Here is a 20,825-nt window from a genome sequence, read left to right as displayed (position 1 = left end):
ATGCCGATGACCACACCCGTATGGATGTCGTCGCAGCTCGCCGTCAATGTGCTCGATGCGCGTTCGCTGCTGGGCGCCTTCGGCGTGCTGGGCGTCGGCGTGGTGATGTTCGCCGAGACGGGGCTGCTGATCGGCTTCTTCCTGCCGGGCGACTCCCTCCTGTTCACCGCGGGCCTGCTCTGCACGGGCAACGGCGGGCACGGCGTGCGGCTGTCGCTGGGACCGCTGCTGGTCGCCGCGGCGATGGGCGCGCTGGCCGGCTCGCAGTGCGGCTATCTGATCGGCCGCAGGGCAGGTGGCGCACTGCTTGCCCCCGGCCGTTCCGCCCGGCTGCACGAGGGGGCGCGGCGGGCGGAGGAACTGCTGGGGCGATACGGGCATGCGAAGGCGATCGTGCTGGCGAGATTCGTGCCGGTGGTCCGGACCGTGCTGAACCCCCTGGCCGGGGCGCTGAACGTGCCGGTCCGGACCTTCACCGTCTGGCAGGTGATCGGCGGGCTGGTGTGGAGCGTCGGGCTGACGCTCGCGGGGTACGCCCTGGGCTCCTCGATCCCGAATGTGGACCGCTATCTGCTGCCCTTGGTCGCGCTGATCGTGGCGGTGTCGCTGATTCCGCTCGGCGCGGAGTTGTATCGGAGCCGCAGGCGGGCCAAGGCGGAGGAGGCCGGTGGATGATCCCGTCCTTCGGCGGAGCGGTGGCCTCGTGAACCGTCGGGACGCCACCGGACTGGCCGGAAGCGCGGCTCTGGGCGCGTGGACGGCGCTGGGGGTGCTGACCATGGTCGTCGTGGGCGGCGCCGGTGCCCCGCTGTGGCTGGACAACGGCCTCCTCGGATGGTCCGTCGGCCACCGCCCGGACGTGCTGCGGACCCTCGCCCGCGGCGTGACCGACACCGGGACCGGCGTCATTCCGTACATACTCGCCGCCCTGGCCGGCTTCCTGGCGGCCCGCGCCGTGCGGCACCGGCTGCTCGCCGCCGCGTTCTGCCTCGCCTGTCTCGGCGTGGGGCAGACGCTGCGGCACGGAATGATGGAACTCGTCCACCGCTCCCGTCCCCCGGGCGGCGACTGGGCGGCGCACGCGAGCGGCTGGGCGTTCCCCTCGGGACACGCCACCACGGGAGCCCTGACCGCCGGGCTGCTGATCGTCGCGCTGACCCTGCGCGCCCCGCGCGGAGCGACATCGTTCAGGGTCGTCATCGGTTGCTGGGGCCTGCTGGTCGGGCTGACCCGGGTCTATCTCGGGGTGCACTGGTTCACGGATGTTCTGGGCGGCTGGTTGTTCGCCGTCGGCTGGCTGGGGGTGTGCCTGTATGCCGCGGGCCGGTGGCTGCCGACCCGCTTCCTCACCCCCGCCGATACGGCCCCCACCGCAGAGAGACCGCCGGAGGACCATGCGCCGCAAGATCCTGATCGTCGAGGATGATCACGCCCTGCGTGATGTGCTCCGCCGCGGTCTGTACGACGAGGACTTCGATCCCGTCCCGGCCACCGACGGCGCCACCGCCCTGCGCCTGGTCGGCGCCGACATCGCCGCGGTCGTCCTGGACATCGGCCTGCCCGACGCGGACGGACGGGACGTATGCCAGGCCATGCGCGCGGGCGGGTTCCACGCCCCGGTCATCTTCCTGACCGCACGGCACCACCTCACCGACCGGCTGTCCGGCTTCTCGGCCGGAGGTGACGACTACCTGCCGAAGCCGTTCCACCTCGCCGAGCTCGCCGCCCGGCTGCGGGCGGCGCTCAAGCGGGCCGCGCCCCCGCCCGCCGCCTCGGCCGGGGCGCTGGTCCTGGACGCGGTGCGGCACAGCGCGACCGTGCACGGCACCCGGGTCGCCCTGTCCCCGACCGAGTTCCGGCTGCTGGCCACGCTCGTCGCCGCGGACGGGGATCTGGTGCGCCGCCGTGATCTGGTCAGGGCGGGCTGGCCCGAAGGCGGACAGGTCAGTGACAACACCCTGGATCAGTATCTGACCAGGCTGCGCCGCAAACTGCGGGAGACGGGCAGCGGCCTGACCATCGCCACCGCGCGCGGCATCGGGCACCGCCTGTCATGAGATGGCTCCGGCACCGACCGGTGCTTCGCGCTCTGGCTCCCCGTACCCTGCGCGGACGGCTCTCGCTCGTCGCGCTGACCACCGCCGCACTGCTGATCACGGCGCTGACCGTGGTGTTCAACACCGTGGTGGAACGACACCCGCGGCACCAGGCGGACGACGAGTTGCGGGCCCGGGCGACCGCCGTCGCCGCGACCGTCGACACCAGCGGCCCACGGGTGCGCGTCCTGGAGACCGCCAACGATCAGCTGCTGGACACGAACGTGTGGATCTACGCGGGGAAGCGCCTGCTGGAGAAGCCGCCCGCCACCGTGCAGGGCAGCCCCCTCACCCGGACCGCCGACCGGCTCACCGCGCGGGGTGCGCCCGGCTGCGCGACCGTCCAGGCCGAGGGGCAACGGTCCGTCCGCCTGTGCGCCCGGCCCGTGTCCGGTGGCGATGCCAAAGCCACCGTCGTCGCGGCCCTCGACCTGGCCCCGTACCAGAGTTCGGCCGACACCCTGCTGGTGGGATCGCTGACCCTGGACGCGTTCATGCTTGTCTGCGCCTACGTGCTGACACGCCTCGCGGTCGGCCGGGCCCTGCGCCCGGTGCGGACGATGACCGACCAGGCCACCCAGTGGAGTGCCGTGGCCTCCGAACAACGCTTCAGCACCGGGGGAGGCCCGGTCGAACTGGCCCGTCTGGGCACCTCGCTGGACGCGCTGCTGGACCGCATACGTGCCGTACTGCGTCATGAGCAGCAACTGACCGGGGAGCTGTCCCATGAGCTGCGCACGCCACTCACCCGGATCATCGCCGAACTCGAATGGTGGCGATCCAGGCCCCGCTCGGCCGCCGAGACCCGCGCCACTCACGAGGTGATCGACGAGGCCGCCCAGTCCATGCGAACCATCTGCGACACGCTCCTGCTCGACGCCCGCGACAACGCGGCCGACACCTCGACGGCCCCCGGCACGGCCGACGTCCTACCCGTGCTGCGCCGCATGGCCCAGTGCCTGGACACACCGGCCCAGGTGAAGACCGCGGTGGGAGCCGAGGACGGGCGACTCGAGGCGGGTGTGACACCCGCCTTCCTCGAGCGCGTCGTCAGCCCGCTGCTCGCCAACGCCGTCCGCTACGCCCGTTCCGCCGTGACCGTGTCCGGGCGGCGCGTGCCCGGCGCCGTGGTCATCGACATCACCGACGACGGACCGGGCGTACCAGCGGCGTTCGTCGGCGAGCTCTTCCAGCCGGGGCGGCGCGCCGACCCCGACGACGGTCACCACGGAGCGGGCCTCGGACTGCCGCTCGCGCGCCGTCTGGCCCGCTCCGCGGGCGGTGAGGTGTCCTACGACGCCGGGCATGCGCCCGGGGCGCGATTCACCGTCACTCTGCCCGCTGGGTGACCGGCTCCCGCTCCGCGCTCCGCGGGGCCGGGACCCGGCGCTCCCGCACATGGGCGTGGGCCATCAGCCCGATCAGAACGGCCAGCAGGACCGCCGACGAGCCCGCCGTGCCCAGATCCAGGCCGCCCTTGGCGACCGGCTTGGTGAGGAAGTCGCCCGCGGTGGCGCCGAGCGGCCGGGTGAGGACGAAGGCGATCCAGAACAGCAGCACGTTCGGCACCGTGGGAACCTTCATCAGCGCGACGAGGACGGCCAGCAATCCGATGACCAGGAGCGCGCCACCCGCGTAGCCCAGGCCGGAGCTGTCGGACAGGAAGTCCCCCATCGACGTGCCGAGCGTGTTGGAGACGAGGATGGCCGACCAGAACAGGGCCTCACCCCGGAAGGTGACGATGTCGCGGATCTGGAACGTCATCCCGCTCGCCTTCCACGCCAGGAAGATCGCCAGCAGGATCGAGATCAGGATCGCCGCGCCGGCCGGGTAGCCCAGGCCGAGGCCCTGCGGCCCCCAGCCGAGCGACGTGCTACCGCCTGAGAGGTACTTGGCGCTGGCGTCACGGTTCATGAAGTCCGACATGGTGGTGCCGGCCATGCTGGTCGACAGGATCACGGTCCAGTAGAAGAAGGGGTTGTAGCGACTGGACCTGAGCTGGACGACGAGGGTCACCACGAAGATCAAGAACAGCGCGATCGTGGTGAGGAAGTAGCCGAGCTTCAGGGTCTGGGCGAAGAGGTCCCCGGCCGTCTCACCCAGGGTCGTCGCGGCGATCTTCATGATCCAGAAGACCAGGGTGACCTCGGGCAGTTTCTTCATCACCGACGTACTCGTACTCGCGACGTCGAGGTCGGTGAGGACTTCTGGCTTCCCCAATGTCATGCGCTCCCGTCTGTTCGGGGATACGGCGCCCGCGCCGAAGGGGCCGGGCGCCGTTGGGCGATCTCTTGCGATGGACCGACCGCGAACGGCGGTGGTGTACAACCCTGTCAGCCGCGGCCTGAACGGATCCTGAACGTCTGCCGGGGCTCAGACCGTCTGCCGGACGGCGACTCGCTCCGGTTCGGTGACGTCCTTGCGCGTCACCGAAAGGAACACGACCAGGCCGAGAATGACCGCCAGGAACAGCACACTGGTCACGACCGTGCCCAGACCGAGGCCGCCGTCGCCGGTCGGCTGGGAGAGGTAGTCGCCGATGGAGGCGCCGAGCGGGCGGGTGAGGATGTAGGCGATCCAGAAGCTCCACACCGCGTCCAGACCGAGGGCGAAGTGAGCGACGGCGACGGCGGCGATGGCCAGGGCGAACAGCGTCGCGGACAGCCAGTACCCCAGGTTCATCCGCTCGGAGACCAGGTCACCGGCCGCGGTCCCCAGGGCGAAGGTGAACAGCACCGCCAGCCAGTAGAAGGATTCACGGCTCGTGGAGTCGATGTTGTGGATGGACAGTGTCCGCTCCCGCCGGTACCAGATGATGAACACCACCGCCAGGATGATCGCGAACACCGTCGTGCTCGTCTCCAGCGGCACGCCCATGTTGTCGGTCAGGTTGTCGCTGATCAGCGTGCCGACGACGCTGATCAGGGCCACGACCGGCCAGTACACGCCCGCACGGTAGGCGCTGGTGCGGAACTGCACCACCAGCGCTATGGCCAGCAGCGCGCTCATCAGGGCGGACACACCCGTCAGGCCGAGCCCGGCCTTCTCGTTCAGCAGGTCGGCCGCGGTCTCACCCACCGTCGTGCACAGCACCTTGATGACCCAGAAGTAGAGGATGACTTCGGGGACCTTGTTCCAGCGCCGTCGGTGACTCGACCGAGCGGTGGGCCTGTCGTCGGCAGGGGTCGGGAGAGGCTCAGATGTCTCGTAGGTCATGGCGCCTGACCCTGGCAGCGGACACCTGAACGCATCCTGACCACCGCGACGTCACGCTCGACTACGGCCTTTCGCGGCGGGCGGCCTCGGTGGTCGGCTCCACCGCCGGATTGCCGCGCCACCGGGCGTGTGCCGGTACGTGTTCGCCCTTCATGAGGAAGGAGTCGGCCTCGATGCGGGCGTGGTCGTCGATGACGACGCCGTAGTGCACGAAGGCGCTGGTGCCGATGGTGCAGCCGTCGCCGATGGTGATGCGGTCGGATTTGAAGACGCCCTCTTCGAGGGAGTGTGCTTGCAGGATGCTGCCGGCGTTGAGGGCGCAGCCGTCGCCGACCTGGGTGAGGGTCCGTTCCAGGATCCGGCAGCCGTCGTCGAAGACCCGGTGGCCCATGCGGACGCCGAGCAGCCGCCAGATGAGGGGTTTGACGGGGGTGCCGTTGAAGATGGCGAGGTAGAGGATGGACGGAACCTTCCAGTAGCGCTCGTGCCGCCAGAAGGGCCGCTCGTAGATGGAGCAGAACCGTGGCCGCAGGGCACGGAAACCCTGTACGGCCCGTTCGGTCGACACGAAGAAGCCGACCGTGAAGGCGAGTTCGAGGAGGGCGGTGCCGATCGTCTCCAGCCAGTACAGCCCGCCGTCGCCGGCCAGGGGAAACATCGCGATCAGGAGGAGACCGTAGACGTACAGGCAGCGCACGGTCAGGAACAGGGCCATGGTCCCGGCGTTGTGGCGGTTCTTGGCCGCGAGGCGGCGCCGGAGCCCGGATCCGGTGGTGAGGTGGTCGAAGCGGCGGTCGCGTTCGACCGACCGTGGGATCTCGATGGGGGGTGAGCCGAGCAGCCCGGTGTTCTCCCTGACCGGACCGCTGACGGGGATCATGACCTTGGTGGCCAGCAGGCAGTTGTCGCCGGTCCTGCCGCCGGCCGGGTAGACAATGTTGTTGCCCAGGTAGTTGTGGTTTCCGATGGCGGCCGGAGCGGTGCGGAACGAGGTGCTGGAGTACTCCGCGTTCGCCATGGACAGTCCGTCGGAGACCATGGTCCCGGTGCCGACGCGGCTGAGAGTGGGCACCTCGTGTTTGAGCATCGTGCCGAAGTTGGATCCGGTCTGCTCGACCGGCGCCAGCCGGTATCCGAGGGCTTTCAGGTAGTGCACGATCGCCGAGCTGTCGCCGAACAGCGCGATGGTGAAGCGGGTGCTGGTCAGGCGGGCGACGGCGCGCTGGAGTGTGAAGCGGATCCCGTACAGCGGGTACACGGTGTTCGGTCTGAGGGGACGGGACAGTACGCGCGACAGGGCCGGTACGAGGGTCGCACCCAGGAGGGCGAGGCCGAGCACCGTGGCCGCCGCGATCTCCAGGCCGTCGGCGTAGTACGTCCAACTGCCGGGGCCGCCCGCTCCGGTGAGGGTGTGGACCAGCGCGGGCCGGGCTTCCAGCAGTGCGGCGACGGCCACCTCGGCCGCTCCTACGGTGGCCGTCAGCGCCAGCAGCATGGCGAGGGTGTAGGACACTCGCCTCAGCCGCCCGCAGCGGGCCGGCGGAACGGCGAGGTACTCGCACTCTGCCGGTGCGGGCCGGCCGGGCGAGCCATGCCACCGCTGCCCGGCGGGTATCGACTGATCTTCGTGCAGCGCGGAGGCATGGCCGAGCTGGGCGGCGTCGCCGAGGTGTACGCCGATGTCGAGAGTGCTGTGCTCCCCGACGAAGGCGCCGGAACCGATGGTGACCGGGCCGGTCTCGATGGCCCCGTCGCGTGCCCGGTAACCGGTGAGATAGCTCTCCTTGCGGATCACGGTGTCCGCCCCGATGGTCAGCAGGTCGGTACAGATCGGCACCCACCGGGTGAAGATCACCGTGCGTGGTCCGATCTTGGCACCGAGCGCCCGCAGGTACAGGGTGTACATCGGGGTTCCGACCGTCAGCCGGGCCAGCGGGTTGGCGACCAGGAGGGTTTTGACACACCAGAAGCGGACGTAGGCCACGCTCCACAACCGAATGCGCCGCGGTTTCCACCTTCCGATGAGCATCCATTTGACGGCGATGGGGAACAGGCTCGCGCCGATCAGCGCCAGGGCGCCGAGCGCGACCGCGCGTTCGTAGACATCGAGCCACCCCTGCCCCCGCACCAGCCAGGACGTTCCGGCGTCCAGCGCCACCGAAGCGAAGCAGACGTAGGCGAGGAACGCCAGGAACTGGAGGGCCGCGCACAGGGCGTACCCGAGCCTGCCCACCGCCGGAGCGGCCGGTTGCTCCGGTACGCGGTCGAGCGCGGCCTGGGCAGGGGGTGGCGCTTCGGTCAGGGCCGTGGCGAGCCGGCGCACCGTGGGATGCAGATAGACGTCCCTCATCGACACGTCGGGCAGGTCATGACGGTTGCGCACGGCCGCGTTGAACCGGGCCATGAGCAGGGAATTGGCGCCGAGGTCGGCGAAGAAGTGGCTGTCCACGGAGACCCGCTCGACCTGCAGCACCGCGGCCAGCAGTTCGGCCAGCATCCGTTCGGTGGTGGTGTGCGGAGCCGTGCCATCGCCCTGTGCGGTGAGCCGCCGCCCGGTCGGTGGTGGCAGACGACGACGGTCGGCCTTGCCACTGGGCAGCATCGGGATCGACGTGAGGTGTTCGAGATAGCCGGGGACCATGTATCCGGGCAGCCGTTCCCGCAGGTGTGCCACGGCCCGCTCGGGATCCACGGTCATGCCCGCGCAGGTGGTGTAGTAGGCGCACAGTTCCACGGTCCCCGGGGTGATCTCCCGGTCGCTGACGACCGCCTGGGCGATTCCGGGTATGCGCAGCAGCACCGACTCGATCTCGGTCAGTTCCACGCGGTAGCCGCGGATCTTGACCTGGGTGTCGATGCGGCCGTGATGCTCGACCTCACCATGGGCGTTGATCCTGCCCAGGTCCCCGGTCCGGTAGATCTTGCCGGACGGATTCCCGGGGACGCCGAGAAAGTCCGGGATGAAGGCGCCCTCGGTCACCTCGGGCCGGTTGAGGTAACCGTCGGCGAGCCCGATCCCGCCGATCGCGATTTCCCCCATCGTGCCCGGTGGCACGGGTGTGTTCCGTTCCGGATCGAGGACGGCGACCGAGTACGTCGGCAGCGGGACACCGATGGTCACCGGACGGTCCGGGGCCAGCGGGCTCCAGGTCGCCGTGACGGTCGCCTCGGTCGGGCCGTAGACGTTGAGGAACCGGCGGCCGGTCCGGTGCCAGCGGGTGACGAGATCCTGCGGACACGGTTCCCCGGATACCAGCAGGAAGCGCAGCTCGGACGCGTTCTCGTCCAGGGTGGCCAGCAAGGTGGGAACGCAGCACAGGGCCGAGACCCGCCGCTCCCGCAGGAACGCGTCCAGCTCGGCACCGAGCAGGCTCGGCCCTTCGGGTCTGGGTACCACCGTGGCACCGGCCATCCAGGGCACCCATATCTCCTCGACGGAGAAGTCGAACGCGATGGTCATCCCCTGGTAGACCCGGTCGTCGCAGGTGATGCCGTAGACCTCCGAGGCCACTCGGACGAAGTTGCACACAGCGGGGTGTCCGACGGCCACGCCCTTCGGGCGGCCCGTGGATCCCGAGGTGTAGATGATGTAACACAGGTCGTCCGGCGGCTCCCCGGCAGCCGGGGCACCGGGGCGCTCGGGAGACTGCTCCGCGACCCTCTCCCGCACCCGGTCCAGATACAGCGGCTGGGCACTCAGGCATCGTGTCCGCTCGGAGAGCCGGGACAGTGACAGGACCATGCGCACGGAAGCGTCGGACACGATGTAGCTCAATCGATCCGACGGGAATCCGACATCCAGCGGTACGTACGCGGCGTGTGCTTTGAGCACGGCCAGCATCCCGACATAGGCGTCCACCGCCTCGTCGAGCAGCAACCCGATCCGGTCCCCGGGCCGTACCCCCTCGGCCATCAGGAAACGAGCGAGCCGGTTGGCCCTTTCGTCCAGCTGCGGGTAGGTGAGGGCGACATCGTCGGCGTCCACCGCGAGCCGGTCCTCGGTTCCCCGCGCACGCATCCGGTCGCAGCGCTCCTCGAAGAGCCGCTCAAGCCGCTCGCCGTTCCGCCACCTGACCGAACCGTCCCAGCCCGCACAGCCGAGCAGGCCGTCCGGACGACTCTGCGACCTCGGCGCCCACGCGCACGACGACCGTTCGCGCACCGCCTCGTACCCGTCACTTCCCGGCATCGTGCTCACCTCCCGCGCACCACGGCCACGGCTTCATCGGATCCGGTCTGCCAGAGGGGCTGAGCGGGCTCCCTCTCCACGAACGCCTTGTGCAGGGCCCGTACGGCGTCCGGCAGCAGGGAGGCACGGCACAGGACGGAGATGCGGGTGTCCGACGCCGACACCGGTTCGAACGGCACCTCCACCCTGTTCAGCGTCTCCCGCAACCGGAGGAAGATCCCGGCGTGCGACCTGAGCCCGGTCCCGACGAGCGACACGGTCCCGACGTCGTCCTCGTGGACCAGGGCGCCGTGGCCGATGCCTCGGTGGCAGGTCCGGAGGGCGGCCGGCGCGTCGGGGGACGGGTCATGGGCCAGGCCCACCACCCGCGCGGGGGATCCGTACGGCGGGGGACGCTCGGCCGAGACGACGGTGCCCGGATGTTCGCCGTAGGACGACCGCACTCGGAGGGGCACCGCGTAACGTTCGGCGTACTCGGCGCCGGACAGCGCCAGCACCCGCGCTCCGCCGGCCGCCAGCTCTCGCATGGCCTCATGGGTGAGGTGGCCGATCGGCCTCGCCTCGGGCACGAGTGCGGGATCCGCGGTGAGCACCCCGTCCACATTGGTGCAGATCTCGCATACGTCGGCCTTGAGCGCCGCCGCCAGGGCGACCGCCGTGGTGTCGGATCCGCCGCGGCCCAGGGTGGTGACCTCGTCGTCGTTTTCCCCGCACACCCCCTGGAACCCGGTGACCACCGGGATCATGCCGCGGTCCAGCGCCTCCCGGACCAGACGAGGCCGCACGTCCACGATCCGGGCCCCGCCATGGGCCGGAGTCGTGATCACCCCGGCCTGGCGGCCTGAGCAGGAGCACGCCGACCCACCGAGCGCGTGGATCGTCATCGCGGTCAGTGCGCTCGAGACCTGCTCGCCCACGCTCAGCAGGGTGTCCAGCTCCCGCGGACAGGGTGCGGTGTCCACATTCCGGGCCAGCGCGAGGAGTTCATCGGTGGCGTCACCCATGGCGGACACCACCACGACCACGTCATGGCCCTGGTCATAGGCTCCGACCACCCGTTCGGCGACCCGCCTGATCCGCTCGGCGGTGGGTATCGAAGAGCCTCCGTACTTCTGGACGATGAGAGCCATCCGATTCCCCCAATCTCAGCGGCCCGAGGAACGATCGGTACCGGCCCGGACGGCATCCACCAGGATCGAGCAGGCCATGTCCACGACCTCGGCGGTGACGTTCAGCGGGGGCAGGAGACGCACCACGGCGTCGTCGCGTCCGCCGCGTTCCACGATGAGCCCGTGGCGCAGCGCGTGATGCTGGACCGCGGCCGCGACCTCGGTGGCGGGGCGGCCGTCGCGGGGGTCCGCCAGTTCGATCCCCCACATCAGCCCGCGGCCGCGCACTTGGCGGACCCATGGATCGCGGGTCAGCCCGCCCAGCCGGTCCGCGATCTGAGCGCCCCGTCGGCGGACGTTCCCCAGGACGCCGTCCCGCCGGAAGATGCGGATCGTCTCCACCCCGGCGGCGAAGGCCAGTTGATTGCCGCGGAAGGTCCCGATGTGCGCACCGGGCGCCCAGGTGTCCAGCGCGGTGTCGTAGAGGATGAGGGCGACCGGCAGACCGATGCCGCTCAGCGCCTTGGACGCCACGATGACATCCGGTTCGATGCCGTACTGCTCGAAGGCGAACCAGGTGCCGGTGCGTCCGCAGCCGGTCTGGACCTCGTCGACGATCAGAGGGATGCCCAGCGAACGGGTCACCTCGCGCACTTTGCGGACGAAGTCGGCGCGGGCGACGAAGTTTCCGCCCTCACCCTGCACCATCTCCATGATCACCGCGGCCGGCGGTGAAATGCCGCCGTTGCTGTCCCGCAACGCCTGCTCCAGGAGGTCGGCGCCGTCGCCGGAGCGGACGCCCGGGGCCGGGTCACCGGCGGTGTACGGGAAGAAGTGCACCCCGGGCATGCCATCGCGCACGGGCGCCTTCTGGGACACCAGCCCGCTGAGCGCCATCGTCGCGTGGGTGCTGCCGTGGAAGGCGCCCTGGAAGGAGATGATGTCGCCCCGGCCGGTCGCGATCTTGCAGAGCTTGATGGCCGCCTCGACGGCGTTGGCCCCCGTCGGCCCGCAGAAGTGCAGCCGGGTGCGCTTGCGCAGCTCCGGCGCCAGCATGGACAGCTGGGCCTGGGCGAAGGCGTCCTTGGCGGGGGTGGGGAAGTCCAAGCCGTGGGTGAGGGAGCCGAGCTGATGCCGGACGGCCCGCACCAGCTCCGGATGGTTGTGGCCGAGTGACAGCACCCCGGCGCCGGCGAGGAAGTCGATGAAGACATTGCCGTCGACGTCCCGGACGAAGCTGCCCGAACCCTCGGCCAGGGCGATGGGCAGATGGCGCGGGTAGGTCCGCGCGCTCGACTCCCACCGCTCCTGATGGGCCAGCAGGGCGGTGGAGCGGGGACCGGGCAGATCGCCGCTGACTCGTGGTGCCGTCAGCGGAGCTGGCAGGAGGAGCGTGGTCATCGTAAACCTCCCCAAAGACGCTTTGCGTCCGCGGGCGAACCCTTGACGCTTACCACGCTAGGAAGGGGGTGGTTAACACCCAGCGCGACGGGGGTTAGACGACGGCAAAACCTGTTGACGCCGTCGTCCTGGACGCACCGGGCCCAGGACGGGGCGTCGGCGTTCCGCGCGTACCCGGCCTCGAAAGGGCGCGGGCCGAGCCGGCCGACAAGGCGCGCCTCACTCGTGGGACGGCGGTGGCTCCGCGGCGGGCAGCAGCAGAGTGAAGGTGGTGGGCTTGGACCGGGCGAGGGTGAGCCGGCCCCCGGCCGTCTCGGCCAGTTCCCGGGCCAATGTCAGTCCGATGCCTCTTCCGGCGGGGGATGTGGTCGCCCCCCGCCGGAAGAGGGTCCGTCGGTCGAGTGCCAGCGAGCCCTCGTCGGACACGTCGACGGCGGTCGCGCCGCCCATCTCGCGCACGGTGATCTGGATGGCACCGCGGCCGTGCCGCAGAGCGTTGTCCAGCAGGACGTCCAAGATCTGTTCGGCGGTGCGGTCGGGGATCCGCAGGCCGTCGCCGTCCGGCTCGGCAACGAAGTCCAGACGCCGGCCCTCGGCGGCGAACGTACCGTGCCAGCGGCGCTCCACCCCTTCGACCACCTCGGCGGCGGGCCGGGTGGTCGTGGGTGCACCGGGGAGTGGCGCCGCCCTGGCCAGCCGGAGCACCTCGTCCACGGTCCGCTGAAGATGCCGGGCCTGTTCCAGGGCCTCCGTCAGCGCCGCTCGCAGATCCGCGCCGGGATCGCCGACGGCTGCCTCCAGACCGAGTTGCAGACCGGCCAGCGGGGTGCGCAACTGGTGGGAGGCGTTGGAGGTGAAGTGGCGCTCGTGCTCGAGCCACCTGGTCAGATGGTCGACCATGGTGTTCTGGGTGCGCGCCACCTGGTCGATCTCGGCGATCGCGCTGCCTTCGGCACGCGCGGTGAAGTCCCCGCCCGCCACCGCTCCGGCCTTCGCCGACAGCGCCTCCAGGGGCGCGCTGAGCGTGCGTGCCTGGCGGCGTGCCACCACGACGGCCGTGGCCAGCGCCGCCAGGGCGAGACCGGCCAGACCCAGCCAGGCCAGGACGATGCGGCGCCATACCTCCGCGGTGCCGGACGACGCGCGGACCGTACCGATCAGCTGCTCCTTGGTGGACAGGGGAGCGGCCACCACGATCTGGTGGTCGTCGCGGCCCCGGACCAGGACCCCCTTCCGGGCCTCCCGGGTGATCGCGTCCGCCTTCCTGGGGCCGCTGCCGTTACGCAGCCGCCCGGACAGGTCGTACGCCCCGACATCGATGCCACGCTCATGAGGGGGCAGCTCCACATGGCCGCCCACCACGAACGGGGGTACATGGACCGCGGCCGCCAGGGCCGCGCGCTCCAGCTCATCCCGCTTGTTCGCGAAGAAGGCCGTCTGGATCCCGAGCGCCAGCGGCGTGGCGAGCAGGATCAGCGCCACCAGCACCGCCATCACGGCCACCCGCATCACGCGCTGTCTCATACGCCCATCATGAGCGCGGGCGCGCCCGGTGCGGCCGAGGCAGGGTCGCCACCGTCCGTGGAACAGCCGAGTGAACCCTGACAGCGGACCGTCCGCGCGCCCCGGGCGGTCACGCGCTCTACGCTTCGGAACATGTGGGCGACAGGGGCCAAGGACACGGTGTCCGTCTTGTTCATCGAGGACGACGAGGTCATCGGGCGGCATGTGGAGGCTGGTCTGCGATCCCACGGCTACGCGGTGACCTGGGCCCGGGCCGGCGGTTCCGGCCTGGCCGAGGCCGGTCGGAGCCCCAACGACGTCGTCCTCCTCGACCTCGGCCTCCCCGACATGGACGGCATCGACGTGGCGCGGCAGCTGCGCAATGAGCATCCCGATGTCCTGATCCTCATCCTGACCGCCCGCAGCGAGGAGATCGACGTCATCGAGGGCCTGGACGCGGGCGCCGACGACTACCTCGCCAAACCCTTCAGCATGAACGTGCTGCTCGCCCGCCTCCGCGCCCATCTCCGCCGCCGCCCGCCCGCCCCGGCGGGACCGGACGAACTGGTCCGCATCGGCGATCTCACCGTGGACACCGCGGCGCGCCGCTGCCACCTCGGTGACCGGGAGGTCGAACTGCGTCCCAAGGAGTTCGAGCTCCTCGCCGTCCTGGTCCGGCATCCGGAGGAGGCGGTCTCCCGCGAATCGCTCATGGCGGAGGTGTGGGACGAGAACTGGTTCGGGCCGACCAAGACCCTGGACGTCACCATGTCCTCCCTGCGCCGCCGGCTTCAGGCGGCGGCGTCCGACGCGCCCGTGCCCGTCGCCCTACCCGTCCTCACCACTCTGCGCGGACACGGCTACCGGCTCGACCCACCCAAGCCGTAGGACGACTCGTCGTCGGTACGGAGCCCCGGGACCGGCTCCGAAGTGCTGCGACGGTTCCGGGCTCGGTCGTCGCGGAGCGGCTCGGCGGTGAGGACCATGAGGCGCTGACCCGAGCCGCCGGGGCTGCTCCAGATGTCGCAGTCCAGCCCATCAGGTGCGGAAGTCGGCGTCCTGCACGGACAACTCGCCAACGAGTTGGGCCAGTTCGGGGTCCACGGGGTCGGCCGCGCCTCCACGCGCAGCGCGGCGACGGCGTCGCGCCCCGAGAGCGGGGGAGTGCCCGGCGATGTGCCGGGCGCGGAGCCCACCGCCCGGGGCGGATCCCTGGGGCGTACTCACCGCCTCGCCACGACGCACCGCCGTGGTGCGGCTCCGCCGAGACAGCACACCTGGAGCATCCCGTGGTGAAGACGAACGTCACCTTCGACAGTGTCGGCATCCCGCTCGCCGGTCACCTCTACGTCCCCGACACCCCGGCACAGGCCCCGCGCCCGGCGATCGTCGTCGGCCACCCCGGCGGTGGCTTGCCGCGTGGCCTGGAGGATCCCGCCCACCGCGTCGAGGACCTCAAGGCCGCCGTCTCCTTCCTCACCACCCGCGGCGAAGTCGACTCGGGCCGCATCGGCGCGGTCGGCATCTGCGCCCCCGGTGGCTACGTGCTGCCCGCCACCGCGAGCGATCACCGCGTCCAGGCCGTCGCCACGGTCAGCGCCGTCGACATCGCCCGCCAGTTCCGGCTGGGAGCCGACGGGACCCAGGCCCCGGCCGCGGTCCAGAGCATGCCGGCCGCCGCGGCCGACGCGCGCACCACCGAGGCCCGGTGCGCGCTCGGCGGAGCGCACGGCGCCGAGGGCTTCGCGTACTACCGCACCCCGCGCGCCCGGCACCCCTCGTCGGCACCCGAGCCGTCACGTCCTGGATGAGCGTCGAAGCGTTCCAGCGGGCCATCGGCCCCGAGGAGATCCACTGGATCGACGGCGCCGGCCATGTCGACCTCTACGACAAGAAGCAGTACGTGGACCCCGCCGTCGAGAAGCTCGCGGGCTTCTTCGGTGAGCACCTGGGCCAAGCGCGGGGCTGACGCCGGGGCCGGTGTGGCGCGCCGCGTCGGGCCGTCCGCGTGGGTCCGTGAGTGTCGTCGCGCTCGTCGCCCGCGTCGAAAGCGCATCTGCTGTAGGGGTGGCCATCACCCGCGCGCCGCCCGGTCGCCGGGATGTCTACGGCCGAGCACCGCGCAGCCAGCGCAGTGAGGCGAGACCCAGCGCGGTCATCATGGCCACGATGTTGGGATCGGCGGCCGGCCCGGCCGCGGCAGCGGTCCGGAGGAGAAATCCGGCGTGCAGGGCGAGCATCTCGTTGATCCGGGCGGGGTCCAGGTCGCGGGTCAGCGGGTGGTTCCGGGCGATCGGCCGCGGGTCCACACCGCTGAGGGAGGCGCTCGACATCAATGTGACCGCATCACAGTGACGGGGGCCGATCCAGGCGTGCGGCCAGTCGACGACGAAGACACGGTCCGCGGTCAGCATGATGTTGAACGGGTACAAGTCTCCGTGCAGGAGAGTGGCGCCATCCAGCGAGGCGTTCTCTTCCAGGGCGGCGAGTTGGTCGAAATGGTGGGCCGCCCACGGTGACAGCTCCCCGACCTTGCCCCTGACAGCGGCGTCGTCCGCCATCGCCAGCCATCCTCCGAGGCGCGGCTTGCTCAGGATTGCCTCGTTCACGGGCGATGGCGTCAGGACCTCCGCCATATCGGTGACGGCCGCGAGCACTCTGTCGAGTTCCTCCCGCTGCCACGGCTGGGCGGGCAGGTATCCCACGATCTCCTCGAAGGCCAGCACGACCCAGGTGCCGTCGTCGTACGCGTCGAGCAACCGCGGCGCCGGCACCTCCCTGGGAAGCCGCTGGGACACGGTGATCTCACGGCGGTGGAAGTCCGCCACCGCCGGTGCCATCACCGAGTCGGCCGCCTTGATGAACGCACCTTTCCCGTTCTCCAGGCGCACTCGTGCGGCGAGCCCCTCGGAAAACCCGCCCCGCTGGCTGATCGCGTGGGCCACCGGGCTGCCGAGCAGCCGCTCGATCCGAGCCGTCACCTCGCGCGGCAGCGCCGCCCAGTCCAACCGTCGGCTACCCGTGGCCTCGGGGAGGCCCGGGTTCGCCGCCACGAGTTCCTCGCCGGCATCGCGTGTCATGGTGATCCCCCGTCTTCAGCGGCCGAGTGGCCGAGTGGCTGAGTGGCTGAGTGGCCGAGTGCGGCCGGTGTGCTCAGCTCCGCGGGTGCGCTCCGCCATTCCCGGCCACCGCGTAACCGGGCACGGAAGGCCATCGGACGGTCAGCACCACCGACTCTTCCTCCGCGAACCATGAGTGGTCGACTCCGTGTCCCCACACGACGTAATCACCCCGCTCTTCCAGAAGAACGTCATGGCCGGGGAGTTCCACGCGGAAACGCCCGCTGATGAGAACCAGGAGAGCGGTGCGTTCCTCGCCCCTCACCCACTCCGCTCGTTCGTCGCCACGAGGGTGGACGCCCCATTTGATCTCCACGGCCTCGCTGTGGCGCGGATCGCCGACGTCCTTGAAGTGTCCGAGGAGCCACCCCCGGTCCAGTGCCGCGTCCTTGCCCGCATTGCCCACGTATACGCTGTCGCTCACGGTGCCGGACGCTAGCAGCTCCTCGTGTGCGCGGCTCGGCATCCCCGTGGCTGTCGCGTCTCATCGTACGTCGGCCGGGGGCGGGGCCGGAGGACGGTGCCCAGGACGTGTGCCGCGGGGAAGTAGCCCGCCTCGCGGGAGTCGTAGCTGTTGTGGGTGTTGTCGCCCAGGAGGACCAGTGCTCCGGGTGGGACGGGGCCATCGGTGGCGTACGGGGCCGGGAGTGCTCCCGGTGGCGGGCGGTCGCCCGCAACCGCCGCCACACGTTTGATCATCCAGTCCTGTGCGTTGCCCACGGCCGCCACCGCCTGGCTCGGCGCGGGTGACGGGCGCCCGCCGTCCTCCTGCCGTACGACGACCACCTGCCCGACCGCGCACCGTCCGCCGCGCCGCACCAGCACTCGCTCGCCGTCGCGGTACGTGGGTTCCATGCTCCCGCCCCGTACGGTCACGACCACGAGCGTCCGCCGCAGCACCGTCCCCGTGATGAGAGCCGCCCCCAGGGCCATCCCCAGTCCCAGCGCCATCAGACCCATCACACGGCCTCTTCCGGCGCTACCGCAGACTCCTCGGCGGAGAGCTGATAGCCACCGGCCTGGAGGGTGAAGAGCCGCGCGTACTCGCCGTCCGCCGCCATCAGCCGGGTGTGGTCGCCCCGCTCGGCGACCCGCCCGTCCTTGAGTACGACGATGACGTCCGCGTCCCGCAGCGCGCTGAGCCGGTGCGAGATCAGGAGGCTGGTGCGGGCACTCCGCTCACGGCGCAGGGTCGCGTGGATCTCGTGCTCCGCTTCCGCGTCGAGTCCGGCCGATGGCTCGTCGAGGATCATCAGTTCGCGGCGCGTACACGCATCGCGCAGGAACGCCCTCGCCAGCGCCAGCCGTTGCCACTGACCGCCGGAGAGGACCACGCCCGTCTCCGGGTTGCCCTTGTCCTCCTCGGTGAAGAACATCCGGGTCAGCAAGGTGTCGTAGCCCCGGGGGAGCGCGGCCAACTGGCGGTCGATTCCGGCGCGTTGGGCGGCCTGGCGCAGCCGCTCACGCGATCGTTCCGCTTCCGTCAGCACGGTGAGGTCGCCGAGTGCGATGTTCTCCGCCGCCGTCATGTCGTACTGCATATAGTCCTGGAACACCGCGCCCACGCGTTCCCGCAACCGCCCCGGATCGACCTCACGGATGTCCACGCCGTCCCACAGGATCGCGCCGCACGTCGGGTCGTAGAACCGGCAGAGCAGCTTCACCAAGGTGGACTTGCCCGCCCCGTTGAGTCCGACGAGGGCCAGCGCACGGCCCCGCGGAAGGTGCAGATCGACGCCGCGCAGCACCCACGGGAGATCGGGAGAGTAACGGAACCAGACGTCCCGGAACTCGATTCCGTGACGCAGCGTCGGCAGCGGGCGGGGCCGGTCCGCGACCGGGAGGTCCGAGGTGGCCTGTGTCACCGCCGTGTAGTGGTCGAACATCAGCAGCGTCTGCTGACCCTGCGCGGCGTCGCCCGCCAACGAGGCCAGCGCCCCCTGCACACCGGCGATCGCGGCCACGAGCATGGTCACATCGCCCACCGACAGCGCCCCGCCACGCGCCGCGAGGACCGCCCAGAGCAGTCCACCGCCGGAGACCAGCGCCGCCAGTCCGCCCAGCCCCGTCTGCACCGCGATTTCGCGCCGGTCCATGGTCCGCTTCGCGGCGTTGGCCGTCCGTCGTTCCGTGAGCATCCGCTCCCGCAGAAACGGGCCGATGCCGAAGAGCCGGACCTCCTTGGCCGCCTCCACACTCGACAGCAGATCGGCGTAGAAGAACTCCCGCCGCTCGACCGGCCCGACCTCCCACAGCATCCGCGCCCGCCGTCGTGCCAGTGCCACCTCCGACCACAGCACCGGCACCCCGGCCACCAGCAGTATCCCGGCCATCATGGGGCTGACGAGGAGGAGCGAACCGAGGAAGCCACCGATGGTCGCCCCGGCGCGTACGACGCCCAGGATGCTCTCCGCCACATGGGTGGCCGTCTCGTGGCCCGCCTGCTGGGCCAGCCGCAGGCGGTCCAGGAAGTGCGGGTTCTCGAACTTCCCCAGCCCGACGAACCCGTCGACGGCGGCGAACAGCCGGTCCTGCATCTCCAGTCCCACCCGGCGGTCCAGCTCCGCTCGCGCGTATCGCATGGCCTGCGAGGCCACCACCGCTGTCACACCGAGGCAGGCCATCGCCGTCCCGGGCCACAGCAGCGTGCTCGGAGCACCGCCCGCCAGATCGTCCAGGACCAGCTTCATCAGCCAGGCCGTCGCCACCGGCAACGCGCTCACCAGCAGCGACAGTCCTATGTGGAGCAGCAGGGTGCCGGGGGCGGCGCGGGCGGTGACCGCGCAGACGGCGGCGAGCCGCCGCAGCGCGATCACGGCGCGCGTGCCCGGGGCGCCCGAAGGGGCGTAGGCGGTGTCCGCCGCCGACTCCTCGTGGCCGCCTCGCCCGCGCATGGCGGTCACACCGGAAGCGACGGCCGGGACAGGTCCACCGCGTCGTCGGTGACCACGACATCGCCCTCGGCATCCGGCGCGACCATGAGCACCGTGGGAAACGCCATGATCTCGAATGCCGCGCCCATGGGTTCCTCGTTGCGGGTCTGGGTCACGACCTTCGCCACCGACCGCAGTTCGGCGACCATGGGCGCGGCCAGATCCGCATCGCCCACCACGGCGGCCAGCACCCGATCGCGTCCGCCGGGCATCGTACGCGCGTACTCCATGAACTTCGGCAGTTGCTCCTTGCACGGTCCGCAGGTCGGCGTGAAGAAGCCCACCAGGGTGGCCCCGGTCATCGTGGCGCGGCTCAACGGCTCGCCGTCCACGCTGTGGGCGGTGAATTCACCGACCGGCTCGCCGAGTTCGATCGCCGAGCGTGGCCGGTCGACGGCCCTCGCCGCCAGCAGCTCGCCGTGTTCCCGCAGACGCTTGATCACGCCCAGGGTGAGGATCAGGTCCAGCGAACACAGTGCCCCCACGAGCACCACGGCGCTGATCAGGACTGGCATGGTCGTTCCTCCCGGATGTCCCGGATATCCCGGATGGCCTTCGGATGGTGTGTGCGCGCGTCGAATCGTGGGTCGGCCGGGCCCTGGACGGGCCGAAGAGCTCGGCCAGGTCGTCGAGTACGGTCACCAGGGCACCCGCGACGAGCCCGGCCACCGCCGCCACGAGGGCTCCCGTCGCCGTCGTCGGCGCCCGGTCCGCCAGTGTCATCAGGCCGGCCGCCGCCGCGAGGGCGGTCAGTAGCACATTGCGCACGAGATGGCGGCGGCCGAGCGGGGCCGCCGAGGCCCCGAAGCAGCGGCAGGTGGCGCCCGTTCCCCGCCGTATGGTGCGGGCCGTGGCGGCGGCGAAAACGCTCAACAGCACCGCCGCGAGGGCCAGTCCGGCCACGGCGGCGACGTCCGACGGCGCGATGAGCAGGGCACAGACGGCACCCTCCGCGGTGACCACGGCCCCCGCCGCGGGTCGGACCAGCCGCGGTGGCACCACTCCCATGGCGGGCAGCGAGTCCACGAAGGCCGCGAACCTCCCCCGGCCCGCCGACTTGCCCAGGAAGGCGATCAGGAAGACCACGCCGATCACGGCCCGGACCGCGATCACCAGATACTGCACGGCAACCCTTTCAATCGAGGTAAGGGGTGCGGGCTGAGCGTGAGGGCGGCCCCCGAATGCCCCCGTTGGCCACTCGGGGGCCGCCCGCCCGCTGTCGTTCAGCGGCGCGCCGGGTACGCCGTCGTCCAGGAGCG

The 20,825-nt window shown here is 71.0% G+C and carries 17 protein-coding genes and 1 pseudogene; 6 read left to right on the top strand and 12 right to left on the bottom strand.

The window, feature by feature from the left end; all coding sequences use genetic code 11:
- The first annotated feature begins 6 nt into the window (after nucleotides 1-6).
- The 4 genes from NP777_RS02105 to NP777_RS02090 are packed head-to-tail and all read left to right on the top strand — an operon-like array spanning nucleotide 7 to nucleotide 3,445.
- Nucleotides 7-675: a DedA family protein gene (locus NP777_RS02105; protein ID WP_256648250.1), complete on the top strand. Its 669-nt coding sequence runs from the start codon at nucleotides 7-9 to the stop codon at nucleotides 673-675.
- 28 nt (nucleotides 676-703) lie between these two features.
- A complete protein-coding gene (locus NP777_RS02100) occupies nucleotides 704-1,426 on the top strand; it encodes a phosphatase PAP2 family protein (RefSeq protein ID WP_256648249.1) in 723 nt (240 codons plus the stop codon).
- A complete protein-coding gene (locus NP777_RS02095) occupies nucleotides 1,395-2,057 on the top strand; it encodes a response regulator transcription factor (protein WP_256648248.1) in 663 nt (220 codons plus the stop codon). Before NP777_RS02100 ends, NP777_RS02095 begins: the two co-directional genes overlap by 32 nt.
- The gene (locus NP777_RS02090) at nucleotides 2,054-3,445 is read left to right on the top strand and encodes a sensor histidine kinase (protein WP_256648247.1); all 1,392 of its coding nucleotides are present in this window, start codon (nucleotides 2,054-2,056) and stop codon (nucleotides 3,443-3,445) included. The genes NP777_RS02095 and NP777_RS02090 overlap by 4 nt, the downstream gene beginning before the upstream one ends.
- Here NP777_RS02090 and NP777_RS02085 read toward each other — a convergent pair.
- The 6 genes from NP777_RS02085 to NP777_RS02060 form a co-directional block, all read right to left on the bottom strand.
- A complete protein-coding gene (locus tag NP777_RS02085; RefSeq protein ID WP_256648246.1) occupies nucleotides 3,426-4,322 on the bottom strand; it encodes a COG4705 family protein in 897 nt (298 codons plus the stop codon). The two genes, NP777_RS02090 and NP777_RS02085, sit on opposite strands and share 20 nt — an antisense overlap.
- Nucleotides 4,323-4,469: 147 nt before the next feature.
- Nucleotides 4,470-5,312, bottom strand: a complete 843-nt coding sequence (locus tag NP777_RS02080; RefSeq protein WP_256648245.1) for a COG4705 family protein — start codon at nucleotides 5,310-5,312, stop codon at nucleotides 4,470-4,472.
- A gap of 61 nt (nucleotides 5,313-5,373) precedes the next feature.
- Nucleotides 5,374-9,501 carry a Pls/PosA family non-ribosomal peptide synthetase gene (locus NP777_RS02075; RefSeq protein WP_256648244.1) on the bottom strand — a complete coding sequence of 1,376 codons (4,128 nt, stop codon included), beginning with the start codon at nucleotides 9,499-9,501 and terminating at the stop codon, nucleotides 5,374-5,376.
- Nucleotides 9,502-9,506: 5 nt separating this feature from the next.
- Complete coding sequence (locus tag NP777_RS02070) at nucleotides 9,507-10,631, bottom strand: aspartate kinase (RefSeq protein WP_256648243.1); 1,125 nt, start codon at nucleotides 10,629-10,631, stop codon at nucleotides 9,507-9,509.
- A 15-nt stretch (nucleotides 10,632-10,646) separates the two neighbouring features.
- Nucleotides 10,647-12,011, bottom strand: coding sequence for an aspartate aminotransferase family protein (locus NP777_RS02065; protein WP_256648242.1), 1,365 nt, complete (start codon nucleotides 12,009-12,011; stop codon nucleotides 10,647-10,649).
- Nucleotides 12,012-12,230: 219 nt separating this feature from the next.
- Nucleotides 12,231-13,535 carry a sensor histidine kinase gene (locus NP777_RS02060; RefSeq protein ID WP_256648241.1) on the bottom strand — a complete coding sequence of 435 codons (1,305 nt, stop codon included), beginning with the start codon at nucleotides 13,533-13,535 and terminating at the stop codon, nucleotides 12,231-12,233.
- A gap of 132 nt (nucleotides 13,536-13,667) precedes the next feature.
- On the opposite strand from NP777_RS02060, the gene NP777_RS02055 reads away from it, so the two are divergent.
- A complete protein-coding gene (locus NP777_RS02055) occupies nucleotides 13,668-14,402 on the top strand; it encodes a response regulator transcription factor (RefSeq protein ID WP_256648240.1) in 735 nt (244 codons plus the stop codon).
- 401 nt (nucleotides 14,403-14,803) lie between these two features.
- Nucleotides 14,804-15,483, top strand: a pseudogene (locus tag NP777_RS02045) (alpha/beta hydrolase).
- Nucleotides 15,484-15,619: 136 nt separating this feature from the next.
- On the opposite strand, the gene NP777_RS02040 reads toward NP777_RS02045, so the two are convergent.
- From NP777_RS02040 to NP777_RS48410, 6 genes are all read right to left on the bottom strand, one after another.
- Nucleotides 15,620-16,594: a phosphotransferase gene (locus NP777_RS02040; protein WP_256648239.1), complete on the bottom strand. Its 975-nt coding sequence runs from the start codon at nucleotides 16,592-16,594 to the stop codon at nucleotides 15,620-15,622.
- Nucleotides 16,595-16,667: 73 nt separating this feature from the next.
- Complete coding sequence (locus NP777_RS02035; RefSeq protein WP_256648238.1) at nucleotides 16,668-17,057, bottom strand: signal peptidase I; 390 nt, start codon at nucleotides 17,055-17,057, stop codon at nucleotides 16,668-16,670.
- An 11-nt stretch (nucleotides 17,058-17,068) separates the two neighbouring features.
- A complete protein-coding gene (locus NP777_RS02030) occupies nucleotides 17,069-17,584 on the bottom strand; it encodes a S26 family signal peptidase (RefSeq protein WP_256648237.1) in 516 nt (171 codons plus the stop codon).
- Nucleotides 17,585-17,592: 8 nt separating this feature from the next.
- On the bottom strand, nucleotides 17,593-19,527 hold the full coding sequence (locus NP777_RS02025; protein WP_256648620.1) for an ABC transporter ATP-binding protein: 1,935 nt from the start codon (nucleotides 19,525-19,527) through the stop codon (nucleotides 17,593-17,595).
- Between the two features lie 5 nt (nucleotides 19,528-19,532).
- A complete protein-coding gene (locus NP777_RS02020) occupies nucleotides 19,533-20,024 on the bottom strand; it encodes a TlpA disulfide reductase family protein (RefSeq protein ID WP_391858452.1) in 492 nt (163 codons plus the stop codon).
- A complete protein-coding gene (locus NP777_RS48410; RefSeq protein ID WP_391858451.1) occupies nucleotides 19,915-20,679 on the bottom strand; it encodes a MauE/DoxX family redox-associated membrane protein in 765 nt (254 codons plus the stop codon). Before NP777_RS48410 ends, NP777_RS02020 begins: the two co-directional genes overlap by 110 nt.
- Between the last annotated feature and the right edge of the window lie 146 nt (nucleotides 20,680-20,825).

Source organism: Streptomyces rugosispiralis (assembly GCF_024505145.1).
In the GTDB taxonomy this organism is placed as follows: Bacteria; Actinomycetota; Actinomycetes; order Streptomycetales; family Streptomycetaceae; genus Streptomyces; species Streptomyces rugosispiralis.
This window is presented reverse-complemented; position numbering and strand designations above follow the sequence as displayed.

Bases quoted from the DNA above. Each gene is read 5' to 3' on its own strand.
- NP777_RS02105 (WP_256648250.1), top strand. From the start codon at position 7: ATGACCACACCCGTATGGATGTCGTCGCAGCTCGCCGTCAATGTGCTC.
- NP777_RS02095 (WP_256648248.1), top strand. From the start codon at position 1,395: ATGCGCCGCAAGATCCTGATCGTCGAGGATGATCACGCCCTGCGTGAT.
- NP777_RS02090 (WP_256648247.1), top strand. From the start codon at position 2,054: ATGAGATGGCTCCGGCACCGACCGGTGCTTCGCGCTCTGGCTCCCCGT.
- NP777_RS02085 (WP_256648246.1), bottom strand. From the start codon at position 4,322: ATGACATTGGGGAAGCCAGAAGTCCTCACCGACCTCGACGTCGCGAGT.
- NP777_RS02080 (WP_256648245.1), bottom strand. From the start codon at position 5,312: ATGACCTACGAGACATCTGAGCCTCTCCCGACCCCTGCCGACGACAGG.
- NP777_RS02075 (WP_256648244.1), bottom strand. From the start codon at position 9,501: ATGCCGGGAAGTGACGGGTACGAGGCGGTGCGCGAACGGTCGTCGTGC.
- NP777_RS02070 (WP_256648243.1), bottom strand. From the start codon at position 10,631: ATGGCTCTCATCGTCCAGAAGTACGGAGGCTCTTCGATACCCACCGCC.
- NP777_RS02065 (WP_256648242.1), bottom strand. From the start codon at position 12,011: ATGACCACGCTCCTCCTGCCAGCTCCGCTGACGGCACCACGAGTCAGC.
- NP777_RS02060 (WP_256648241.1), bottom strand. From the start codon at position 13,535: ATGAGACAGCGCGTGATGCGGGTGGCCGTGATGGCGGTGCTGGTGGCG.
- NP777_RS02055 (WP_256648240.1), top strand. From the start codon at position 13,668: ATGTGGGCGACAGGGGCCAAGGACACGGTGTCCGTCTTGTTCATCGAG.
- NP777_RS02040 (WP_256648239.1), bottom strand. From the start codon at position 16,594: ATGACACGCGATGCCGGCGAGGAACTCGTGGCGGCGAACCCGGGCCTC.
- NP777_RS02030 (WP_256648237.1), bottom strand. From the start codon at position 17,584: ATGGCGCTGGGACTGGGGATGGCCCTGGGGGCGGCTCTCATCACGGGG.
- NP777_RS02025 (WP_256648620.1), bottom strand. From the start codon at position 19,527: ATGCGCGGGCGAGGCGGCCACGAGGAGTCGGCGGCGGACACCGCCTAC.